The 21378-nt window shown below is 61.9% G+C and carries 24 protein-coding genes and 1 tRNA gene; 13 read left to right on the plus strand and 12 right to left on the minus strand.

Annotated elements, in window-relative coordinates:
- Window positions 1-189: 189 nt before the first annotated feature.
- Window positions 190-699 (minus strand): bifunctional 3-hydroxydecanoyl-ACP dehydratase/trans-2-decenoyl-ACP isomerase, encoded by a 510-nt coding sequence (fabA, locus tag V8359_RS17895; protein WP_336430471.1) that lies wholly within the window; start codon window positions 697-699, stop codon window positions 190-192.
- Window positions 700-860: 161 nt separating this feature from the next.
- Here fabA and irrA point away from each other — a divergent pair, with 161 nt between their 5' ends.
- A complete protein-coding gene (gene irrA, locus V8359_RS17900; RefSeq protein WP_336430472.1) occupies window positions 861-1280 on the plus strand; it encodes an iron response transcriptional regulator IrrA in 420 nt (139 codons plus the stop codon).
- Window positions 1281-1289: 9 nt separating this feature from the next.
- A complete protein-coding gene (locus V8359_RS17905; protein ID WP_336430473.1) occupies window positions 1290-2276 on the plus strand; it encodes an NADPH:quinone reductase in 987 nt (328 codons plus the stop codon).
- 145 nt (window positions 2277-2421) lie between these two features.
- Here the strand turns inward: V8359_RS17905 and V8359_RS17910 are convergent, their stop codons facing one another.
- Window positions 2422-2850, minus strand: a complete 429-nt coding sequence (locus V8359_RS17910) for an FKBP-type peptidyl-prolyl cis-trans isomerase (RefSeq protein ID WP_336430474.1) — start codon at window positions 2848-2850, stop codon at window positions 2422-2424.
- A gap of 200 nt (window positions 2851-3050) precedes the next feature.
- On the opposite strand from V8359_RS17910, the gene V8359_RS17915 reads away from it, so the two are divergent.
- From V8359_RS17915 to V8359_RS17950, 8 genes are all read left to right on the plus strand, one after another.
- Window positions 3051-3737, plus strand: coding sequence for a haloacid dehalogenase type II (locus V8359_RS17915; RefSeq protein WP_336430475.1), 687 nt, complete (start codon window positions 3051-3053; stop codon window positions 3735-3737).
- The gene (locus tag V8359_RS17920; protein ID WP_336430476.1) at window positions 3737-4570 is read left to right on the plus strand and encodes an alpha/beta fold hydrolase; all 834 of its coding nucleotides are present in this window, start codon (window positions 3737-3739) and stop codon (window positions 4568-4570) included. Before V8359_RS17915 ends, V8359_RS17920 begins: the two co-directional genes overlap by 1 nt.
- The gene (locus tag V8359_RS17925; protein ID WP_336430477.1) at window positions 4567-5547 is read left to right on the plus strand and encodes a threonine ammonia-lyase; all 981 of its coding nucleotides are present in this window, start codon (window positions 4567-4569) and stop codon (window positions 5545-5547) included. The genes V8359_RS17920 and V8359_RS17925 overlap by 4 nt, the downstream gene beginning before the upstream one ends.
- Before the next feature lie 3 nt (window positions 5548-5550).
- The gene (locus tag V8359_RS17930; protein ID WP_336430478.1) at window positions 5551-6753 is read left to right on the plus strand and encodes an endonuclease/exonuclease/phosphatase family protein; all 1203 of its coding nucleotides are present in this window, start codon (window positions 5551-5553) and stop codon (window positions 6751-6753) included.
- Between the two features lie 5 nt (window positions 6754-6758).
- Window positions 6759-7556, plus strand: coding sequence for an alpha/beta fold hydrolase (locus tag V8359_RS17935; RefSeq protein ID WP_336430479.1), 798 nt, complete (start codon window positions 6759-6761; stop codon window positions 7554-7556).
- A gap of 7 nt (window positions 7557-7563) precedes the next feature.
- A complete protein-coding gene (locus V8359_RS17940; protein WP_336430504.1) occupies window positions 7564-8778 on the plus strand; it encodes a TCR/Tet family MFS transporter in 1215 nt (404 codons plus the stop codon).
- Window positions 8779-8847: 69 nt separating this feature from the next.
- Window positions 8848-9933, plus strand: a complete 1086-nt coding sequence (locus tag V8359_RS17945; RefSeq protein WP_336430480.1) for an alcohol dehydrogenase catalytic domain-containing protein — start codon at window positions 8848-8850, stop codon at window positions 9931-9933.
- Between the two features lie 139 nt (window positions 9934-10072).
- Entirely contained in the window at window positions 10073-11311 is a 1239-nt protein-coding gene (locus V8359_RS17950) for a mandelate racemase/muconate lactonizing enzyme family protein (protein ID WP_336430481.1), read from the plus strand.
- Between the two features lie 121 nt (window positions 11312-11432).
- On the opposite strand, the gene V8359_RS17955 is transcribed toward V8359_RS17950, so the two are convergent.
- The 7 genes from V8359_RS17955 to V8359_RS17985 are packed head-to-tail and all read right to left on the minus strand — an operon-like array spanning window position 11433 to window position 17829.
- A complete protein-coding gene (locus V8359_RS17955; protein ID WP_336430482.1) occupies window positions 11433-12362 on the minus strand; it encodes an AEC family transporter in 930 nt (309 codons plus the stop codon).
- Between the two features lie 10 nt (window positions 12363-12372).
- Window positions 12373-13170 (minus strand): MBL fold metallo-hydrolase, encoded by a 798-nt coding sequence (locus V8359_RS17960; protein ID WP_336430483.1) that lies wholly within the window; start codon window positions 13168-13170, stop codon window positions 12373-12375.
- Window positions 13167-13970: a TatD family hydrolase gene (locus V8359_RS17965; protein WP_336430484.1), complete on the minus strand. Its 804-nt coding sequence runs from the start codon at window positions 13968-13970 to the stop codon at window positions 13167-13169. The genes V8359_RS17960 and V8359_RS17965 overlap by 4 nt, the downstream gene beginning before the upstream one ends.
- A gap of 16 nt (window positions 13971-13986) precedes the next feature.
- A complete protein-coding gene (locus V8359_RS17970; RefSeq protein ID WP_336430485.1) occupies window positions 13987-15102 on the minus strand; it encodes a DNA polymerase III subunit delta' in 1116 nt (371 codons plus the stop codon).
- Complete coding sequence (gene tmk, locus V8359_RS17975; RefSeq protein WP_336430486.1) at window positions 15099-15746, minus strand: dTMP kinase; 648 nt, start codon at window positions 15744-15746, stop codon at window positions 15099-15101. Before tmk ends, V8359_RS17970 begins: the two co-directional genes overlap by 4 nt.
- Entirely contained in the window at window positions 15743-16909 is a 1167-nt protein-coding gene (locus tag V8359_RS17980) for a D-alanyl-D-alanine carboxypeptidase family protein (protein ID WP_336430487.1), read from the minus strand. The genes tmk and V8359_RS17980 overlap by 4 nt, the downstream gene beginning before the upstream one ends.
- A gap of 41 nt (window positions 16910-16950) precedes the next feature.
- A complete protein-coding gene (locus V8359_RS17985; protein WP_336430488.1) occupies window positions 16951-17829 on the minus strand; it encodes an SPOR domain-containing protein in 879 nt (292 codons plus the stop codon).
- A gap of 292 nt (window positions 17830-18121) precedes the next feature.
- Between V8359_RS17985 and V8359_RS17990 the strand changes: the two genes are divergently transcribed.
- The 3 genes from V8359_RS17990 (at window position 18122) to V8359_RS18000 (ending at window position 20090) form a co-directional block, all read left to right on the plus strand.
- Window positions 18122-18211: transfer RNA gene (locus V8359_RS17990), tRNA-Ser, on the plus strand.
- 582 nt (window positions 18212-18793) lie between these two features.
- Window positions 18794-19372, plus strand: coding sequence for a hypothetical protein (locus tag V8359_RS17995; RefSeq protein WP_336430489.1), 579 nt, complete (start codon window positions 18794-18796; stop codon window positions 19370-19372).
- A gap of 175 nt (window positions 19373-19547) precedes the next feature.
- Complete coding sequence (locus V8359_RS18000; protein WP_442970405.1) at window positions 19548-20090, plus strand: recombinase family protein; 543 nt, start codon at window positions 19548-19550, stop codon at window positions 20088-20090.
- A 134-nt stretch (window positions 20091-20224) separates the two neighbouring features.
- On the opposite strand, the gene V8359_RS18005 is transcribed toward V8359_RS18000, so the two are convergent.
- From V8359_RS18005 to V8359_RS18015, 3 genes are all read right to left on the minus strand, one after another.
- The gene (locus V8359_RS18005) at window positions 20225-20617 is read right to left on the minus strand and encodes a hypothetical protein (RefSeq protein ID WP_336430491.1); all 393 of its coding nucleotides are present in this window, start codon (window positions 20615-20617) and stop codon (window positions 20225-20227) included.
- 342 nt (window positions 20618-20959) lie between these two features.
- The gene (locus V8359_RS18010) at window positions 20960-21199 is read right to left on the minus strand and encodes a hypothetical protein (protein WP_336430493.1); all 240 of its coding nucleotides are present in this window, start codon (window positions 21197-21199) and stop codon (window positions 20960-20962) included.
- An 86-nt stretch (window positions 21200-21285) separates the two neighbouring features.
- Window positions 21286-21378: transposase (locus V8359_RS18015; protein WP_296939912.1), on the minus strand; the 93-nt coding region annotated here is incomplete at its 5' end.

Genomic DNA, 21378 nt, shown 5'->3' on the forward strand with positions numbered 1-21378 from the left:
AGTTGGCGCAACCACTTAAGGATGATCGCGCGTGGCAAAGTCAACACGCAGCTGACATGGTCGGCACTGTCGGCGGGTCACTGAATTCAGCACCGGGCCGACAAATTCGTAACACTGTGTGGTTGAAAGGCTTTCATCCAAGACACCTCAGAACGTATCGACGCATTGGCGAGGTATCGCGGCAGCGGCTCATGTCTCGCTCAGCGCGACTTTCATGTCCTTGACTTGATAGATCTCCTCGCCGTCGGCCTCGACCCGGCCATCGGCCACCCCCATGGTCAGGCGGCGGGTTTGGACGGCCTTGGTGAAATCGACGTAATACGTGAGCATCTTGCGATCAGGACGCACCATGCCGGTCAGCTTCACCTCGCCCACACCAAGCGCATAGCCCCGCCCTTGCCAGCCGCGCCAGCCAAGGTTGAAGCCGGTAAGCTGCCACAGTCCGTCAAGCCCAAGACAGCCGGGCATGATCGGGTTGCCGGGGAAATGGCACTTGAAAAACCAAAGGTCCGGGTGGATGTCGAATTCCGCAACCACGTGCCCTTTGCCATGCGCCCCGCCATCGCCCGAGATATCGGTGATCCGGTCCATCATGAGCATCGGAGGCTCCGGAAGCTGGGCGTTACCCGGCCCGAACAGCTCGCCGCGCGCGCATTTCAGCAGATCGTCCTTGTCGAAGCTGCTTGGATAGTTGGCCATGAAGGCGGTCCTTCCTGATGGTCTGGGTCAGTCCCGCCCCCTGTAACACCGGCCCGCGCGACCTTGCAAGCACGTCCAATTGGCAACAGAGATGGAATTTTGTTTGAATTCCCCCCGGCCTCGCCCCTATATTCTCCGGGAGAGAAAGGACGCCAGCAACCATGACCTCGCAAGCGACAGATCGCGGAACCAACTGGCTCACCGGTGCAGGGCTCAGACCCACGCGGCAGCGCGTGGCGCTGGCCAATCTGCTTGTGGGCGACGGACAGCACAGGCACGTGACCGCCGAAAGCCTTTTTTCGGCGGTAAAGGGCAATGGCGACAGCGTGTCGCTGGCCACCGTATACAACACGCTGCGCGCCTTCTGCGACGCGGGGTTGTTGCAGGAAGTCATGGTCGACGGTGCCAAAAGCTATTTCGACACCAACACCCATGATCATCCGCATTTCTACTGGGAAGACGAGCAACGCCTGTCGGACGCCCCTGCCGAAGAACTGGACATCGCCAGTATCCCGGACGCGCCCGAAGGTGCCGAGATCGCGAAGGTCGATGTGGTCATCCGCCTACGCAAGAAAAGCTGATCCAGCCCGTTGCGTGCCGTTCATTATAGCCGTTTTGGCCCCGCAGCCGACGTTCTTGAGCCCGGAGAGGTGCCCACACCCGAGGCCGGCCAGGGCGAAGTTCTCGTGCGGGTGGCCTATTCCGGGGTCAATCCCTCAGATGCCAAGGCCCGCGTCGGATCACGCCCCGGCGTAACAAAGCCCGCGTATGACCGCATCATCCCCCATTCAGACGGTTCAGGCGTGATCGAGGCCGTGGGCGAAGGGGTTGCGCCCGACCGCGTGGGCGAGCGTGTCTGGATCTGGAACGGCCAGTGGCAGCGCCCCTTCGGCACCGCGGCCGAGTTCATTGCCCTTCCCGCAGCGCAAGCGGTCACGCTTCCAGAGTCCGTGTCTCTGCAAGCGGGGGCGACACTTGGCATTCCCGGCCTGACTGCGACACAGGCGGTGTTTGGCAACGGCGATGTGGCAGGACAACATATCCTTGTCAGCGGCGGCGCGGGCGCGGTAGGCCACAATGCCGTGCAATTGGCCAAATGGGGCGGCGCACGGGTGCTGGCCACCGCGTCCTCCGCCGCGCATGACCGGGTGCGTGCCGCAGGCGCAGATCATGTGTTTGATTATGCCGACCCCGATCTTGCCGCGAAGATCGACAGCGCAACCGACGGTCAAGGCATCGACCGCGCGGTCGAGGTCGAATTCGGTCAAAATGCCGCCCTGCTGGCCGAAATCATGCGCCCCAACGGGACGATCTGTGCCTATGGCTCGGGCAAGGAGATGACCCCGACCCTGCCCTTCGGGCCGTTTCTCTTCAAGGCACTGACGCTTGATATCTTGCTGATCTACATCCTTGCGGACGGCCCCCGCAAGGCCGCGATAACGCGGCTGCACAAGGCGCTTAGCGAAGGCGGTCTCAGCCCCGCAATCGACGCGGTCTATCCGCTCGAGGCATGCGCCGCGGCCCATGAAGCCGTGATGACCCCCGGACGTGCGGGCGCGGTTCTGCTTGAGCTTTGACAGGATAAAGCGGCCCGCGAAATCCTGAGACGCGGCTGTCGCCCCGCGCTCTTTCCGCTTCGTTACACATATCCGCAGAACACACAAAAAAGCCCGCCACGCGTTTGGCGTGGCGGGCTCTTTCCGGCAACGCCGGCATGATTATTCAGGCGATCGCGACCAGTTCGATATCGAAGGTCAGATCCTGGCCTGCAAGCGCGTGATTGGCATCGAGTGTCACGACTTCGTCGGTCACCTCGAGAACCGTCACGGGCAGAACCTGCCCACCTTCGGTCTGAACCTGAAGCTGCGTGCCCGGATCGAGCGGGATGTCGTCCGGGATGCCTTCGCGGGGCACCTGCTGACGTGCGTTGGGATCGACCTGACCGTAGGCGTCATCTGCGGGCACTTCGACGGTTTTCTTTTCACCGACTTCCATGCCGGGCATCGCGTTGTCGAGGCCGGGAATGATCTGGCCCGAGCCCACTTCGAACTTGAGCGGGTCGCGGCCTTCGCTGCTGTCAAAGACGGTCCCGTCGTCCAGGGTGCCTTTGTAATGTATGTGTACGGTGTCACCCGATTTCACTTCGGTCATAATGAGACTCCAGTCTTTTGGCGGTATTGGGATGAGAGTGTGTTGCAAGGCCGCGCGCCGCGCGGGTGCTTGTGCGAATCTATCCGAAGGCTAGCAAGCGTGGCCGCGAGTTGCAAACAGACCACACGCGCACGCTTTTCGGGCCTTCCAAGGCGCGCGCATACATGACAGTTTGAATGCGCTGAAAACCGGAGGGCGCCATGCCGATCACCACCTGTATTTTCGACGCCTACGGCACTCTTTTCGATGTGGCCGCAGCCGCCCGCCGCGCGGCACACGAGCCGGGACGCGAAGGCTTTGCCCCGCACTGGCCGCGCATCGCCGAGAACTGGCGCCTCAAACAGCTTCAGTATAGCTGGCTTCGTGCGATCACCGGGGATTATTGTCAGTTCTGGGTCGTCACCGAGGAGGCACTTGATTGGGCGCTTGAGGCCGAGGGGCTGGATGGTGATGGCGAGTTGCGCGACCGGCTGCTGCAACTCTATTGGGAACTTGAGGCCTATCCGGAGGTGCCCGACATGCTGCGCAAACTCAAATCGCAAGATCAGACCACGGCGATTCTCTCGAACGGATCGCCCGCGATGCTTGATGCCGCGATCCAATCCGCAGACCTGCACGCCTGCCTTGATGATTGTTTGTCGGTCGAGGCGGTGGGCGTGTTCAAGCCCGACCGGCGCGTCTATGACCTTGTTGGACAACGGTTTGGCTGTGCCAAGAATGAGGTGCTTTTCGTATCCTCGAACGGATGGGATGCGGCCGCCGCCGCTGGCTATGGTTTCACGACCGTCTGGGTCAATCGTGCGGGAGACCCGGTGGACCGCCTGCCGGCGCGGCCGCATCACGTGCTGAGCGACCTGACCGCCATTCCCGACTTGGCCGCCCGCTGATGCCCACGTTCACGAGCGCGGACGGCCTCAGCCTTCATTACGAGGATCACGGCACGGGCCTTGCGGTGCTGTGTCTTGCCGGGCTGACCCGCAACAGCGGGGATTTCGAATTTCTGATGCCTCATCTGAGCCATGTCCGCGCGATCCGCATGGATTACCGGGGACGCGGACAATCGGAGTATGCCGAAGATTTCATGACCTATTCCATCGTGCAGGAAGCCGAGGATGCGGTCGCGCTTCTTGATCATCTTGGGATCGAGCGGGCGGTCGTCATCGGCACGTCACGCGGTGGGCTGATCTCGATGTTCCTTGCCGCACTGCACCCCTCAAGGCTTCGCGGTGTGGTTCTGAACGATATCGGGCCGGACATCGCGGAACTGGGACTGACCCGGATCATGGAATATCTGGGGCGCGAGCCGCAATTCCCCGATCTTGATGCGGCGGGCGAAGCGCTGCACGCCGTTTATGCGCCCGATTTCCCCGGTGTGCCGGTTAGTCGTTGGCGCAGACAGGCCGAACTGATGTGGTATGAAAAACCCGAGGGTGGCCTTGGTCTGCGGTATGACGCACGTCTGCGCGATGCGATGATCGCACAGGCCGAGGCGGGGCCCGCGCCGGATTTGTGGCCGCTTTTCGATCAACTGGCAGAGGTGCCGCTTTGCGCGCTGCGCGGTGAAAATTCGGACCTTCTGACACCGGCCACGTTTGAACGGATGCAGGCGCACGCCCCTGATATGCACGCCGTGACCATTCCCGACCGGGCGCATGTGCCCTTTTTGGATGAACCCGAGGCCGTCGCCGCCATTCACGCCCTCTTGGAGCACTGTAAATGACCGATATCTCGATGATCCGCGCCGCCGCAGAGCGCCTTGCGGGGCATGCAAGGCGCACCCCGCTTCTCAACTCGCCGTTTCTGGACGAGATTGCGGGCCGTCCTGTCTGGATCAAGCCCGAATGCCTGCAACATACCGGCAGTTTCAAGTATCGCGGCGGCCGCTCGGCCGTGTCCGCGCTTGACCCCGAGACCCGCGCCAAAGGCGTGATCGCCTTCTCGTCAGGCAACCATGCACAGGGCGTGGCCCGAGCGGCGCAGGAATTTGGCGTGCCCGCTGTCATCATCATGCCGATGGACGCGCCGAAACTAAAGGTTGCGAACACGCGCGCCATGGGGGCCGAAGTGGTGCTTTATGATCGTGCCGGAGGAGAAAGCCGTGAAGACATTGGCGATACGCTCAGGCGTGAACGCGGTCTCACACTGATCCGGCCCTATGACGAGCCGCAGGTGATCGCAGGTCAGGGCACCACCGGGCTTGAGATCGCTGAACAGGCGCGCGCCGAAGGTATAGATGCGGCGGATGTGCTTGTCTGTTGCGGCGGCGGCGGCCTCACCTCCGGCATCGCGCTCGCGCTTGAGGCCGAGGCGCCGGGCCTGCGAGCCCGCCCGTGCGAGCCCGAGGCGTTCGATGACGTGGCCCGGTCGCTTCGCCATGGCCGGATCGAGAGCAATCCGCCGGGGGCGGGCGGGCTTTGTGACGCGGTTCTGACGCCGCAACCGGGTGATATCACGTTTCCCATCATGAAGCGTCTCTGCGGGCCCGGAATGGTGGTCAGCGACGACGAGGCGCTGCGCGCCATGGCGCTGGCCTTTCAACGGCTCAAGCTGGTGGCCGAGCCGGGCGGCGCGGTCGCGTTGGCGGCAGCACTTTTTCACGGCGCCGAGATCGACGCACCCGCCGTGATCTGCACGATCTCGGGCGGCAATGTGGATCATGACATTTTCGAGCGTGCCCTCGAAACCCTAGCGGAGTAGCCAATGACCCAATTCACGATCGCCAGCTTCAACGTCAAAAACCTGATTGGAGCAGACAAGGAATATTACGAATTTCAGACCTACACGCCCGAGGAGTTCGCGTGGAAAGAGGACTGGATGGCCGATCAGCTTATGACCATGGATGCCGATATTGTGGCCTTTCAGGAGATTTTCGAGGAAGACGCCCTGCGCGCTGTCATCCGCGAAACAGACGCACGGGCGGAGACGCTCAACAGCGCGGTCATTCCCGGCGACTCAAAGCCCTATCGCCGCAAGGTGATCTTTCGCAAGCTCAAGGTCGAACCCTATTCTGACGCCGCCCTCGCGTTTGCGCCCAATGCCGCCGACACCGGCGAACCGGGCAAGCGCAGGCCCGGCGTCGCGATCCTGTCGCGGCACGGGTTTGAAGGCACACCCGAGATCATTCAGGATCTGGCCCAACCCCTTGATATCCCGTTTCAACCGCTGCGCGGGTTGGACGGCGACAAGGATGCAGGGTTCTATCGCATTCACCGGCTATCCCGGCCTGTCCTGAAGGCGCGCATCCGCGTGGGGGACACAGTGATCACGGTGTTCAACTGCCATCTCAAATCCAAGCTGGGCGAGCATATCAAACCCGAGGGCGCGGAGTTCGCCCCCGAGGAAGACCTCACGCAGTATGATCCGGTGGGCCGCGCCCTTGGTTCCTTGCGCGCCGCCCTGCGCCGCATGGCCGAAGCCTGGGTTCTGCGGTCCGAGATCGTGAAAGAACTGAACGCGGGGCACCCGGTCATGGTGCTGGGCGATTTCAACGATGGCGAACACGCGGTCAGCAGCGAGATTGTAACAGGCGAGACACCGTTCAAGAATTACGGCTGGATGCTACGCCACGATGCGCAGGACCGGCGTGACCGCTATAGTGAGGAAGAGCACGAGAAGATCACCGAAGATGTCGAGCGCGTGCGCCTGCATTCCGCCGAAAAGCTTTTTGTTCGCAAGTCCTTGCGCGACACGGTCTATACCTCGGCCTTTGGCGGCAACTATGAAAGCATAGACCAGATCTTCATGTCGCGGCACTTTCACCCGGACAACCCCCACCGGCTCGGCGATATGACCTATTTCAGCGTCTTCAACGATCACATCACCGATGGCAGCCACCCTGAGGCCCCCTATAACAAGCTTGCTTCGGATCATGGGCAGATCATGGCCCATATCACGCTGCGCTAAGACAGATGGACACGCGATTGGTGGATACCGGCGGCGCGATGATCGCGTGCCGCGAAGACGGCGCTCGCGCTGGTGCCTCTGTGGTGTTTCTGGCTGAGATCGCGACCGACATGCGGGTGTGGGACACCGTCCTGCCACACCTTCCCGACAGGCTCAGGGTGCTGCGCATGGACATTCGCGGGCATGGCGCATCGAGCGCCCCGCCGGGGCCCTATTCGATGGGTGCGCTGGTTCGCGATGCCGAACGGGTGATGGACACCTGTGGCACGGCGGATGCGGTCGTGGTCGGATGTGGCCTTGGCGGCATGATCGCACAGGGCCTCGCGGTGAAGCGGCTCGATCTGGTCCGGGGGCTGGTGCTGGTGAACACGGCTGCGAAGATGGGTCAGCCCGCGTCGTGGCACACCCGCGCAGACGCACTGCGCCGCGAGGGCATGGAGGCGTTCCACCACGACCCGCTTCCAAGATGGGCGCGCGCGCCTGTCATCGGCCTGCGCGAGATGGTATCGGCACAACCGGCCCACGGGGTCGCCACCTGTTGCGACGCCATTGCCGGCACCGACTTCTATACACCGGTCAGCGGGCTGCGCCTTCCCACTCTTGGCCTTGCCGGAACCGATGACGCCTTCACCCCGCCCGACCTTGTGCGCGAAACCGCCGAACTGATACCCGGCGCGGAAACGCGCCTGCTGCGCCGCGCGGGGCATGTGCCGATGTTCGACCAACCGGAGGCCATGGGCCACGAAATCGGGGCTTTCCTGATCCGCATCGGGCATTGCGGCACGTCAGTTGCCCAAGCTTAGCGCGGAGATGGACTTGCCCCACCGCCTGCCCATGATCTTCATCCTGCTGACGATCCTGCTTGATGGGATCGGGATCGGCCTCATCCTGCCGGTCATGCCCGACCTTGTCCGCGAGGTCGAAGGCGGCACACTGGCCGAGGCGGCGATCTGGGGCGGTATCATGTCGACCCTTTTCGCGGTGATGCAATTCCTCTTCGGGCCCACCGTCGGAAGCTTGTCGGACAGGTTCGGGCGAAGGCCGGTGCTTCTGGTGTCGCTGGGAATTATGGCGCTCGACTATCTCGTGATGGCCCTCGCCGGGACCATCTGGCTCTTGCTGCTGGGTCGGATCGTGGGCGGCATCGCGGCGGCGACACACTCGACGGCGCAGGCCTTTGTCGCCGATCTGACACCACGGGCCGAGCGCGGCGCGCGGTTTGGCCACCTGACGGCAGCCTTCGGGATCGGCTTTGTCCTCGGGCCTCTGATGGGCGGCATTCTGGGTGACATGGGCACGCGCGCGCCCTTCTATGCCGCCGCTGCGCTGGCGGCGGCGAACTTCGTGCTGGGCCTGCTGGTGCTGCCCGAGACGGTCACCGACAAGACCCGCCGCGCCTTCGACTGGCGGCGCGCCAACCCGCTCGGGGCGTTCGCGGCGGTGGCGCGACTGCCGGGCCTGAGAGCACTGATTGTCGTGCTCTTTCTCAACCAGTTGGCGTTCAACGTCTATCCCGTCATCTGGGCCTATTTCACCCAAGCGCGCTTTGGCTGGGACAGTTCGATGATCGGCCTGTCGCTCGCTGTTTACGGCCTGTCTCTCGCGCTTGTGCTTGGTGGGCTTATCCGCCCGGTGATGGCACGGTTGGGAGAGCGTGGGACGATCCTACTGGGCTTCGGATTCGCGCTCATGTCCTTCACGGTCATGGCGTTCGTCACATCGGGCTGGGTTGCGCTGGCGCTTACTCCGATGGCATCACTCGGCTGGCTTGCCACGCCAGCCATTCAGGGGCTTTTGTCACGCCGCAGCCCCGACGACGCGCAGGGCGAGTTGCAAGGCCTGATCACGAGTGTGAACGCGCTGGCCCTGATCCTTGCGCCGTTGGTAATGACGCGGGTGTTCTTTGCCTTCACGCGCGAGGGCGCAGGCCTCTATATGCCCGGCGCGCCGTTCCTCGCCTCGCTTCTCCTGTGCCTTCTGGCCATGGGTCTTTTCCTAGGTGGCCGCCACCGATACGACGCGTGACGCGACTTCTCGCTTGATTGCCCGGGCGAATGCGTTCAGCCTCTGGCCACACAAGGGGGGAGGACATCCATGCCAAGCATCAAGGCCGCCGTCTGCCGGGAGTTCGGCGCCCCCCTCAGCATCGAGACGGTGACCCTTCGCGCCCCGGGATTGGGCGAGATCATGGTCGACCTGCACGCGGTCGCGATCTGCCACTCGGACATTTCCTATGCCGAGGGGATCTGGGGCGGATCGCTACCGGCGGTTTACGGCCACGAAGCGGCGGGCGTGATCGAAGCGGTGGGTCCGGACGTCACCATGCACGCCCCAGGTGACCGGGTGGTCGTCACGCTTATCCGCGCCTGCGGGCAATGCGGCAACTGTGGCGCGGGGGTGCCGACGCAATGCGAAACCCCATACGATGGCGACACCGGACCGCTGAGCCTTCCCGGTGGCGGCATGCTGCATCAGGCGATGGCCTGTGGCGCCTTCGCCGAGAAGGTCTGTGTACATCAGAGCCAGGTGGTGCGCCTGCCCGACGGTATCGCGATGGACAGTGCCTCGCTGATCGCGTGCGGCGTGGTGACGGGTGTGGGTGCGGTGGTGAATGCCGCACGCCTGCGCCCCGGTCAGGACGCGGTGGTGATCGGCGCCGGGGGTGTCGGGCTCAACACGATTCAGGGCGCGCGCATCGCCGGGGCACGGCGTATCGTGGCGGTGGACCTCAGCGCGGAAAAGCTTGAAACAGCGCGCGAATTCGGCGCGACGGATACGGTTCTGGCCACCGATGCGAAACCGTGGCGCGCGGCCAAAGACGCGCTTGAACGCGGGGCCGATGCCGTTTTCGTGACGGTGGGCGCTATCCCTGCTTATGAAACCGCGCCTCGCTATCTCGGGTATGGTGGACGGGTGATCATGGTGGGCATGCCCGCGTCAGGCGCCAGCACCGCCTATGAGCCGGTGAATTTCGCAGCCACGGGTCAGGGCATGATCGGCTCCAAGATGGGCGACGTGGTGATTCAACGCGACATACCGTGGATCACGGATCTTTATGCACAGGGCCGCCTCAAGCTCGATGAGCTGATTTCGGGGCGCTGGCGTCTGGAACAGATCAACGAAGCCATCGCCGACACCAAATCTGGCGGAGCCCGCCGCAATGTCATCTGCCTGAAATGACCCTTTCCTTTCTTCTTGCCGGAAATATCCCGGGGGAGCCGCGCAAACGCCCCGGGTTTTGCGGGGGGGGGGCAGCGCCCCCGATCCGACCGGTTCACGACAGCGAGACATCACCTGACAACACAAAGGTTAATATCCGATGAAACTCAAGGACCTCGACATCATCGTCACCGCCCCGCCCGCGCCGGGATGGGGAGGGCGATATTGGATCCTCGTGAAGCTGACCACCGACACCGGGATCACCGGCTGGGGCGAATGCTATGCCGCGTCTGTCGGACCCGATGCAATGCGCGCGGTGGTCGAAGATGTCTTCGCCCGGCATATGGAGGGTGAAAACCCTGAAAACATTGAGCTTATGTTTCGCCGCGCCTATTCTTCCGGCTTCACACAGCGGCCTGACCTGACCGTGATGGGGGCGTTTTCGGGCCTTGAGATCGCCTGTTGGGATATCCTTGGCAAAGCGCGCGAGCGGCCTGTCTGGGCGCTTCTTGGCGGGCGCATGAATGACCGCGTGCGCGCCTATACCTATCTCTATCCCCTGCCCCATCACGACCAGACCGCCTTCTGGACCTCGCCCGAGATGGCGGCCGAAAGCGCGCTGGCAGCGGTGGAGGCGGGCTACACGGCCGTGAAATTCGACCCCGCCGGTCCCTACACTTTGCGCGGCGGGCACATGCCGGGGATGCGCGACATCTCGCTTTCCGTAGCTTTCGCCAAGGCCATCCGCGAGGCGGTGGGCGACCGGGCTGATCTTCTATTCGGAACGCATGGACAGTTCACCACCGCTGGTGCGATCCGTCTTGGTCGCGCGCTCGCTCCCTACGATCCCTTGTGGTTCGAAGAGCCGATTCCGCCAGATAATGTGGGCCAGATGGCGCAAGTCGCACAGGCTGTTGGCATCCCCGTGGCCACCGGCGAGCGGCTGACCACCAAGGCCGAGTTCGCGCCGGTGCTGCGCGAGGGGGCGGCGAGTATTCTTCAGCCGGCGCTTGGGCGTGTGGGTGGTATCTGGGAGGCCAAGAAGATCGCCGCCATGGCCGAGGTCTATAATGCGCAGATGGCGCCGCATCTGTATGCCGGGCCGGTCGAATGGGCGGCCAACATCCACCTTTGTGCATCTATTCCCAATCTACTGATCGCCGAGACGATCGACACCGAATTTCACCGCAAGCTTGTCCGCCAAAGCATTGAAATGGATGGTGGTTTCATCATTCCGCCCGAGACACCGGGCCTTGGCATCGAGGTGGATGAAGAGCTTGCGCGGGCGCATCTCTTCACCGGAACGGGCCTGCATCTCGAGATGCAGGAAGCGCCCTGCGATTATGAAAACGGCAATGCCTTCACCGGTGGCGCGCCGCCCGAAGAGGACCAAGGTTAACGCGCCGCACCCCACGTCGGTATCATGTCGGTATTCACGTCGGTATTGCGTCGGTGGCGGGCGAGTTGGACCAATCGTGAACGGCGCGCGCGGTCATAACCGCGCGGGGCATCGGCGGATGTCAGGGAAGAAAGGCCAGCCACATCCACGCGGTCACGACCGAGGCCGCGGTGGCCAGCAGCACGCTGGAGGCCGCGACCCTGCGGGCCCGGCCATACATGTTGGCGAAGATATAGCTGTTGACCCCCGGCGCCATCGCCGCCGTGATCACCGCCGACCGCGTCGCGGCGGCGGGCAGATCAAACGCGACAGTCAGCCCGCGCGTGATCAACGGATGCAACAGCAGCGACAGCGCCATCACGCAGGCAATGAGCCGCAGGTCGCCTTCGGGGCGGTATTGCACCAGCACACCCCCCAACCCGAACAGCGCCGCGGGCAGCGCCGCGCGCGACAAAAGGTCCAGCGCATCCCAGAGCGGCACAGGCAGGGGAAGTTCGGTGAGGTTGACCACGAATCCAAGCGCGATTCCGATGATAAGCGCATTCGAGAACATGGCCCGGCCGACCCGCAAAAGAAGCACACCGCTTGAGGCGCCGCGCGCCCGGGCCAGCTCCATCGCGGTGATGCCGACCCCGTAGCAGAACGGTGAATGCAGCGCGATGATCGCGAAATTCGCGCTGAGCGCGTCGGCGCCGTAAGCGCGTTCCGTGATCGGCAGGCCCAGAAGGACCGAGTTGGAAAACAGGCAACAGAAGCCTACGGCGATGGCATCCTCGATACCGCGCCCGAACAGGTGATGTGCGATCAATGTGCCCGCAAGGAACGACGTCAGCGCACCGGTGTAGAAACTCAGAAGCAGGCGCCAATCGAAATCGGACCCCAGATCAAGCCGCGCTATGGCCGAGAAGAGCAGGCAAGGAATCGCGAAATTCTGGGTGAAGCGCATGAGCCCATCGACATGCGCCCCATCGAACCAGCCGCGCCACACAGCCAGATAACCGAAACCGATAACCGCGAAGACCGGCAGAATGACATCGAGAAGTGCCTGCACTGCGCCCGCCTTAGACCGGGAAAGTCAGCACCATGCCGTCATAGGCGGGCGTGATCCAGTCGGGTAATTCCGCGACAAGCGTGTCGTAGTCCATGTCGATATGCATGTTGGTCAGCACGCCCTGCCGGGGTTGCGCGCGGTCCATCCACTCCAGCGACCGCGCAAGATGGGCGTGGGTGGGATGCGGCGTGCGGCGCAGCGCGTCGAGTATCCAAGTGTCGAGCCCTTCGAGCATGGGCCATGCGGCATCAGGGATTTCGGCCACGTCGGGAAGGTAGGCCACGTCGCCCACCCGGAAGCCCAGCGCGTCCATCGACCCGTGATTGACCTCGAAGGGCCGCAGCACGAGGTCACCCCCTGCCCCGCCGATGGTGATATCGCCGTTGATCGTATGCATGTCGAGGATGGGCGGGTAAGGCGAGCCTTCGGGCTGAATGAAAGCATAGGCGAACCGGCCCATGATCGCGTTCTGCGTGTCGCCGTCGGCCCAGACATCGAGCCGTTCGCGCCGGTTGAAGACCACGACGCGCAGATCGTCGAGCCCGTGGACATGGTCGGCGTGGCTATGGGTATAGATCACCGCGTCGAGCCTTCCGATGCCGGCATCGAGAAGTTGCGCGCGCAGGTCCGGCGAGGTGTCGATCAGAACGCGGGTCGTGCCCTCCTCGCCCTCCTGTTCGATCAGGAGCGAGCAACGACGGCGATTGTTCTTGGGGTTGGCAGGATCGCAATCACCCCAATCCCCGCCGATCCGCGGCACGCCGCCCGAAGAGCCGCAGCCGAGGATTGTGAAGCGGCGTTCCGTCATGTGGCGGCCTCGAAGGCGGGCACCTTGCTGAAGAGGCGGGCAAAGTTTTCTTGGGTCTGGGCGGCGAAGGCCGGCCAGTCCATGCCGAAGACCTCGGCGCCGACCTGCCCTGTATGGACGGTGAAGGCGGGTTCATTCCGCTTACCGCGATACGGCGGCGGCGCGAGATAGGGCGCGTCGGTTTCCAGCAGGATACGCTCGACAGGGGCGGCGGCAAAAATCTCGCGCAGGTCCGAGGAGCGCGGAAACGCCGCGATGCCCGACATCGACAGGTAAAACCCCAGATCAACGGCCACCTGAGCCAATCCAGCCCCCGAGGAAAAACAATGCATGACGCAGGAATAGGTGCCGCGCGCGTGTTCTTCGGCAAGGATGCGCGCCATATCGTCATCGGCGTCGCGCGCATGGATGATCAGCGGCAGGCCGGTTTCACGGGCCGCCGCGATATGAGTGCGCAGGCTTTGTTGCTGTGCGCAGGCACTCTCGGAGGTGTAGTGATAATCGAGCCCCGTCTCGCCTATGCCCACGCATTTGGGATGATCGGCAAGCGCCACGAGGTCTTCGAACGTGGCCATAGGCTCGTCCGCGACAGACATCGGGTGGGTGCCCGCGGCATAGAAGACAGGCGCATGTGCCTCGGACAATGCCCGCACGGCGGGTTCGTTGTGCAGCTTGGTGCAGATCGTGACCATACGCGTCACGCCGGCGGCCCGCGCCCGCGCGAGCACATCGTCGAGTTCGCCCGCCAGTTCGGGGAAATCAAGGTGGCAATGGCTGTCGGTGATTTCGACGTCCGGCATGGGGCCTCCGGGTGGTTCAGGCGGCGGTCTGTTGCAGTCTGAACACCGTATCAAGCACCAGCGCGGCAGGGTCAAGGTTCACTGCGCGGGCGTGGCGCGCGCGGGCCCCGATCTCTTGGGCGCATTCGGCCCAAGCACGCGCGGCGCGGGCATCGGGGGCAAGCCGGGCGAAGGCCGCGGCCTCGTCGGGGGTGGCTGCCGGGCTGGGCGGGGCGCCGGTCGCGCCGGTGCGCGCGAGACGCGCGAGGGCCGTGTCCAGAAGCGTGATGAGCAAGTCCAACCGGTCCTCGGCACCGCGGGTGGCGGCGGCATCGGCAAGCTTGAGCGCACGGGGGCGGTCAAGCCGCGGCAGGCTTGCCATGATGGCCACAAGTTCGGAATAAAGTTCGAGACCTCCGAGGTTGGCCAGGCGCACCGCCTCGCCCACCGATCCGGCGGCAAGAGCGGCAAGACCCTCGCCCTTGTCGGTGTCGACCCCGGCCCGAGCCAGTGCCTCCGAAAGGTCACCGGGGGACAGCGGTGCGAGGCGCAATTCGCGGCAGCGCGAGCGGATCGTCGGCAGAAGGCGCGCGGGCGCATGGCTGATCAACAGGAGCGTGGTGCGCGCCGGTGGCTCCTCGAGCATTTTCAGAAGCGCGTTTGCGGCCTGCACATTCATGTCATCGGCGCTGTCGATCAGGACGACGCGGGCGCCGCCATCAGTTGACGACAGTTGCAGGAAGCGGTTCAGGTCGCGCACGTCTTCGGCCAGTATCTGGGCGCGCAGGCGGCCCGTATCCGGATTGACGCGGCGTGTGATGTGATAGAGCCCCGGGTCAGAGCCTGCACGAACGCGCGCGGCGACGGGATGATCTTCGGGGATGGTGAGGGTTTCGGGTGCGGGCGGTGCACCGAAAAGGCCATCCTCCTGCCCCGGTGCGGGGGTGGACAGCAGGAAGCGCGCGATCGTCCAGGCCAGGGTTGCCTTGCCCACTCCGCGCGGGCCGGTCAGGAGCCAACCATGGTGCAAGCGCCCGCTGTTGAACGCATCGAGAAAGGCCGCCTGTGGGACATCCTGACCGATCAGGTGCGCGGTGTCGCGGGGGTGCGGTGCGCCCTCGATCCGGTCCGGCTGTGGGGTGTCGTCGCTCATGGCAGGTGGTCCCGGACGCGGGGGGCGACCTCATCGGCCACGGTGTCGGGGTCGCGTGCGCCGTCGATCACGAGGAACCGGTCGGGGGCGTCCCGCGACAGGTCGAGAAAGCCCGCGCGCATCTTTTCCTGCCATGCAAGGCCCATGCCTTCGAACCGCGCTTCGCCACCGCCGCGCCCCAGGGCCCGTTCAAGCCCGGTGGCAGGGTCCATGTCGATCAGCACGGTCAGATCGGGTTCGCGCCCGATCATGAGACGGTGCAGCGTGTCCACCAGATCCCGCAGATCAGGCCGGGCAAGACCCTGATACATGCGGGTGCTATCGGCGTACCGGTCGCAGATCACCACCTCGCCCGCGGCGAGCGCGGGGGCGATGACCCGTTCGAGGTGATCGCGGCGAGCGGCGGTGAAAAGCAGTATCTCGGTTTCAGGCGACCAGCGGTCCGACGCCCCTTCGAGCACGAGGGCGCGGATTTCCTCGGCCCCAGGTGAGCCGCCCGGTTCACGCGTGAGGCGAACGGTCCGTCCCTCGGCGCGAAGCCTGTCTGCCAGCCTCCGCGCCTGGGTCGATTTCCCTGACCCGTCTATGCCTTCGAAACTGATAAAGACGCCAGACGCGCCAACTTCAGCCCCGGATGCGCTCAACTCGCCTCCTCCGGTCCCTGCTGAAGGCGTGTCAGCAACAGGTTCGAGACCGTCTTGAGCCGATTGACGAAGCCCCCGCGCGCCACGTCGGCAGCGGCCACCAGCGGCACGCGCGTTTCGGGCAATCCTTCGGGCGCGAAGACCAGCTCGGCCAGTTTATCACCCTTGGAAATTGGCGCTTCGAGCGGGCCGTTATAGACCACTTCTGCCGTCAGCGGCCCGGCGGACATGGTGGGCATGAGCGTCGTCACGTCCTTCTCGGACACGAGAGAGACGCTGTCGGCGTTGCCCATCCAGACATCGGCGCGCGCCACCTCGGTTCCGCCTTCGACAACGGTGCGTTCGGCGAATTGCCGAAAGGCCCAGTTGACGATCGCCTCGGCCTCCTCGGCGCGGCTCTTGGCGCTGCCGAGGCCGGAAATCACGAAGATCACACGGCGCCCGTTCTGTGCTGCCGACCCCGCGAGGCCATAGCCCGCTTCGTTCGTGTGCCCGGTCTTGAGCCCGTCCGCGCCGATATCGAGGGTCAGAAGCGGGTTGCGGTTATAACGGTTCTGGCTTTCGTTTTCGTCGAACAGATACTCTGTCTCGGCGAACATCGGGTAAAATTCGGGAAAATCCTCGATCAGTTTGCGCGACAAAAGCCCGAGATCGCGCATGCTCATCCGGTGGTTCGGCGCGGGCCAGCCGTTGGAGTTCGTGAAGGTCGAATTTGTCATGCCCAAGTTTTGCGCCCGGCGCGTCATGAAGCGGGCGAACCCGGCCTCGGTCCCGTCAGGGCTCAGCGCCTCGGCGATGACGGCGCAGGCATCATTGCCCGACAGCACGATGATGCCACGGATCAGGTCTTCGACCTTCACACGTTCGCCCGGTTGAAGGAAAAGCGTCGAGCCCCCGTATTCGGCCGCATGGCGCGACACCGGCAGCATTTCAGTCATGGCAAGCCGTCCGTCGCGGATTGCCTCGAAGGCGACATAGAGCGTCATCAGCTTGGACATCGAGGCAGGCGGCAGCGGTTGATCCGCGTTCTTGGTCAGAAGCACGGTGCCCGTGCCCACATCCACGACATAGGCCGCCGTGGCGCGGGTATCGAAGGCGCGCGCGGGTTGGGCCAGACTCAGGGCCAGTATGAACGAAAGGGCGATACGGGTCAGAACACTCATGGCAGCGGGTCCGTTATTGGGGTTGCGAGGCCTCAACCGCCTCAGTTGGTCACGGCATAGGCATCGTCAAAGCCGATACCCTTGATCTTTTTCAATAGCGTCGCACGTTCGGACCGCGACGATGCGGGGCCGACGATAACACGCCAGAAGGTTTTGCCCGCCGATGTCTGCTTGAGCACGGTGGGCACCATCCCCGACTGCCGCATCGCCGTGGCGGTGTTTTTGGCATTCTCCTCGACACTGAAAATCCCGATCTGAAGATAGGGTTTCTCAAGCGTGGAGGCCTGAACCGGCTTGGCTGCCGGTTGCTCGGCCGGGGCCGGGGTCTGGGTGTCGGCGGCTTCGGCCTCGTCAATGGCCGCGGCGGCGCCGGCGATGGGATCAAGCTCGGCGGTCTCGACCTCGGCAGGCGCAAGTTCGGCGGCCGCCGCGTCAGGCGAAGCTTCGGGGTCCGGCTGTTCCTCGCGGCGGAGCGCAGTCACATTCAATTCGGCAGGCGCGCCGGCCAGCATGTCGAGCGCCGCCGCCGCATCCGAAGACACCTGAAGCGCGGGGCCGGGATTGGCCCGTTCGCGGCGGAAAAGAGCGCCGATGACAAACTTCCCATTGGCGGTATTGCGGATGATCACGCGTTCGGGGTCTTTGACGTCGGGATGCGCCACCCAGACGCCGCCCAATGATGGCCGACCGTCCCAAAGCCCCTGATCAGTGACCTGAAAGACCTCGGGCGCCTCGACATCGCGCTCAACAAGGCGGACCGAGGACGCGGGTGTCACCGCGCTATCGGCCTCACTCTTGGGTTGCGGCTTGAAGGGGTTGATCCCCGCCATATCCTCGCATCCCGTAAGCGTCACACTTGCCGCGCCGGCCAGCAACATAACCCGTCCACCCCGATACACCTGTCCCAGAAATTCACTCATGGCTCACCGCCCCTTGCCTATGCTACGGACCGTCGCGGCCCGATATGCCTCGTCTTGTCGTGCCTTGCCCCGATTGCCTTCGGGATCGATCACCTAATGACGCGGACGTTGCCACGCGGCGCGAGTGTAGCGAATGCCGGGTCGCGAGAAAAGTCCGCAAGGCGCAATTCGGCGGAATTCCCCATAAACATGGACGCCCTCCTTGCAGGTACGGGTCAGGAGCGCTTTTCGGCTGTGGGTGTCACGTGACACCTTTCAGAATCAAAAGCGCCAGTGTAGGCCCAATTCACTTGGAGGAGTGGCAGAGTGGTCGAATGCACCGGTCTTGAAAACCGGCGTGGGTTTACGCCCACCGTGGGTTCGAATCCCACCTCCTCCGCCACAACATTCAAATAATGCAATTATTATCAATTATTTAAGCTTCTCCGCGTGGCTCTGAAAACATCCTACCCGCCAAAGGCTGAGCCGCGCCTAAGATTAGTCTCTTGGTTCCAATCTCGTGACCGGTTGCTTACCTCACTGAAACCATGCGCCTTTGCTCCTCCTGTCCGCGAGTCGCGCAATATTGTTGCTAATAGACGCAGCCCTTGAAAATTAATTTACCCTTGATGGTCAGGGCTTTACGCATGGAAAACCAGCATCTAATGTAAACGAAACTTCCGCAGCTCGACCTCGGGCGATGGTGTGGTCTTGGGTGGCGTGCAGCTCGAATATATGTTTACTTGAACGACGTGAAGCGATTTGGCTGGAAAAACGTCCGCGCGGCATGTCGCTTCGCTCAAATCACTAATCTAATCGTGTCGCTTCACACAGGTCTTGGTGAAGTTTTCACCTACACAAAAGTAGTTCAAGTGGCCCGAANCTCAAATCACTAATCTAATCGTGTCGCTTCACACAGGTCTTGGTGAAGTTTTCACCTACACAAAAGTAGTTCAAGTGGCCCGAAAGACTTGAGGTTAAGGCAGTGTTTGGATGGCTTTTCAAAAAAAACGTTTATGCTCAACAAGGCAAGAAAGAAATAACACAGCCTTCAAGGGATACGGACCTTACGTCAGCAATTAAGCAGGCTATTGGGTATTATCTTGAGGGCAATGCAAAGCCTTCGCTGCTTTACGCGAAGGCTGCTGGCTATACACATGACGTAATAAAGGACGACGAGCTTACGGCTTTCTTGGAATGTCTTAGGATTCAAGAAGCGGAACTTGAATATGATCAAGTTAATGCGGCTGAGGCTTGGTTTGAAGAAGACTTTGATTTCGTTATCAGGAGTAAGCATTGGGAGATGCTATTTTTTAATTTGGCGAGTGGCATCGACGAAACGAAAGCTTTAGAAGAGATCGAACAAATTAGACGAAATCTCCAAGGGAAGCGTGTGTCACATTTTTGGCAAGACCCTCAGGTTTCTATTGGTGAATATGCTCTAGCTAAGGCAAAGGAACTTAAGAAAAACGACCTTGATAGAATTTTCAGCAGGGGCGGCAAGGCAAGCCGTGTGCGTGAGCCGCTTGGCAAATTCTACAACTACTATACTGCCCGCCGTTAGGCTAAACGCCCAGCGCGTTCATGCGGGGCAATGTCGGTGATGGGTTGTCCGTTTGAGTAAACGCTAATGATACACTCCGAAGTGCACTGAAAAGTGTAAAATATAGGTGGCGAATCATATTACTTTACGCTTTATTGGTGGCATCTAGAGTCTAATCTAACAAAAGGTGCCAAAAATGCGTATCGGATACACACGAGTCTCATCCACCGACCAGAACACCGACCGTCAGGAATTGCCTGACGTGGAAAAGATGTTTACCGATAAGGCGAGCGGTGGATCGACGGACCGTCCAGCTTTGACCGAGTTGCTCGAATTCGCGCGTGAAGGTGATGTTGTCGTGGTCTGGTCCATCGATCGCTTCGCCAGGTCGCTGATCGACCTACAAACATTGGTGTCGGAATTGAACGGCAAGGGTGTTGCGGTCGAGTTCGTCTCGGAGCGGCTGACGTTCAACTCCGAAACCGACGATCCCTTCGCGGCATTGCAGATGCAGCTGATGGGGGCCTTCGCTGAGTTTGAACGTAAAATCATCAGGAAGCGTCAGAAAGAGGGTATCGCAAAAGCCAAGGCGCGTGGTGCGTTCAAGGGACGCAAACCGTCCATCGACCGCGATGAGATTGCCCGGCGGCATGCCGAAGGCCAGAAGCCAACGCACATTGCCCGCGACATGGGTATAAGCCGCCCAAGCGTTTATCGAATTGTGGCAGAGTTGTCCTGAAAGCTGACAGTAGAAGAACTCATGCCCTCAAGACATAACTGCTCGCCCCCTGACGTGACAAACAGAAGCCCCCGGATAGTAGAAATTCGGGGGCTTTGTGTGTCAGTTCTGGGCCCTTTTTCGCTCAGCCGAGCCTACAGAACAAAACATATCCCCGGAGTGATGCGGCCTGCAAGCGCGCTTTCTTCAATCGTGACACCGGACGTACCAACTGAAACGTATTCTTGAGTAGTGCATCCATTGGCATCCAGTACAGAGCCAGAAGTCTGTGTCAGATTAGCAAAAAGAAGGAACGGGTCATTTGACGTGTACCGATCCAGTATGACTACCCGCCTACCATCTTCAAGCTGAACGGAAGGGTAGCCTTCTCCTTTTTCAATGTAGACTGTTCGGCCACCAACTGTCATCTGCGCGTTCTGTTTAGCTTCAAGAAATTTCAGTTCTACGCCTTCATCAACAGCCACATGCTCAGCACAGCCCGCTAGAGCAAACAGGGCCGTCGCCGCTACTGTTTTCGTTGCTTTCATGTGAGTTCCTCCTTCGAAAATTACCTGCTGGCAGCCAAGACTGACAACATCAGGCCAGTGACGCAACTACTGTCTATGAGGTCCAGGTCAATGTAGAAAACTGACGACGAAATGTGTCCCGAGAGGTCCGTTTCAGTCAACAAAAAAGGGAATTAAAAGAAGTCGCAGACCGTGGGCGAGTATGACCCTGAACTGAGAATAACTGATGAAATGCCACTTGTGCCGCTTCTTTCCACATACCCCCCACAGTGAAAAAAAGTATAGGTGGTGACAAGAAATATGTTTTTTCACAAGTTGTCCTGATGTCGGAATCACCCGGCACAAGTGGCATTTTCGGCCTTTTCACACGTCGTTTTCCGTGAGCGAGGACTCTCTGACGGTCAGACCGGTAACATACTTGCCATCACTCCGCCGCTTGTGGCCGTAACCCAACCGCGTCAAACGATCCCGGAAGCTCTTGATGCCAAGCGGTTTGTTAATCCCCTGACCGCCTGTCCAGTTTTGATAACGACCATAAAGCTTGGTTATCTTGACCTCCCCCGCAGGATCACTCTGGCAGGCATCATCAACAAACTGCGCCACCTGATCAGCCTCTAGCTTCCATTCGCGCTTCGAGCGGATCGATGAAGGCGGTGCAGTGAAGGACGCACCGGCTGACGCCGGAGGCATCATTTGGAGGAATGTAATTCCAGGTACTGCCTGATGACGTCGTCAGTCACGTTCCCAGAGGTCGTGGAGAAATACCCACGCGCCCAAAAGCG

The organism is Roseovarius sp. E0-M6 (assembly GCF_037083845.1).
In the GTDB taxonomy this organism is placed as follows: domain Bacteria; phylum Pseudomonadota; class Alphaproteobacteria; order Rhodobacterales; family Rhodobacteraceae; genus Roseovarius.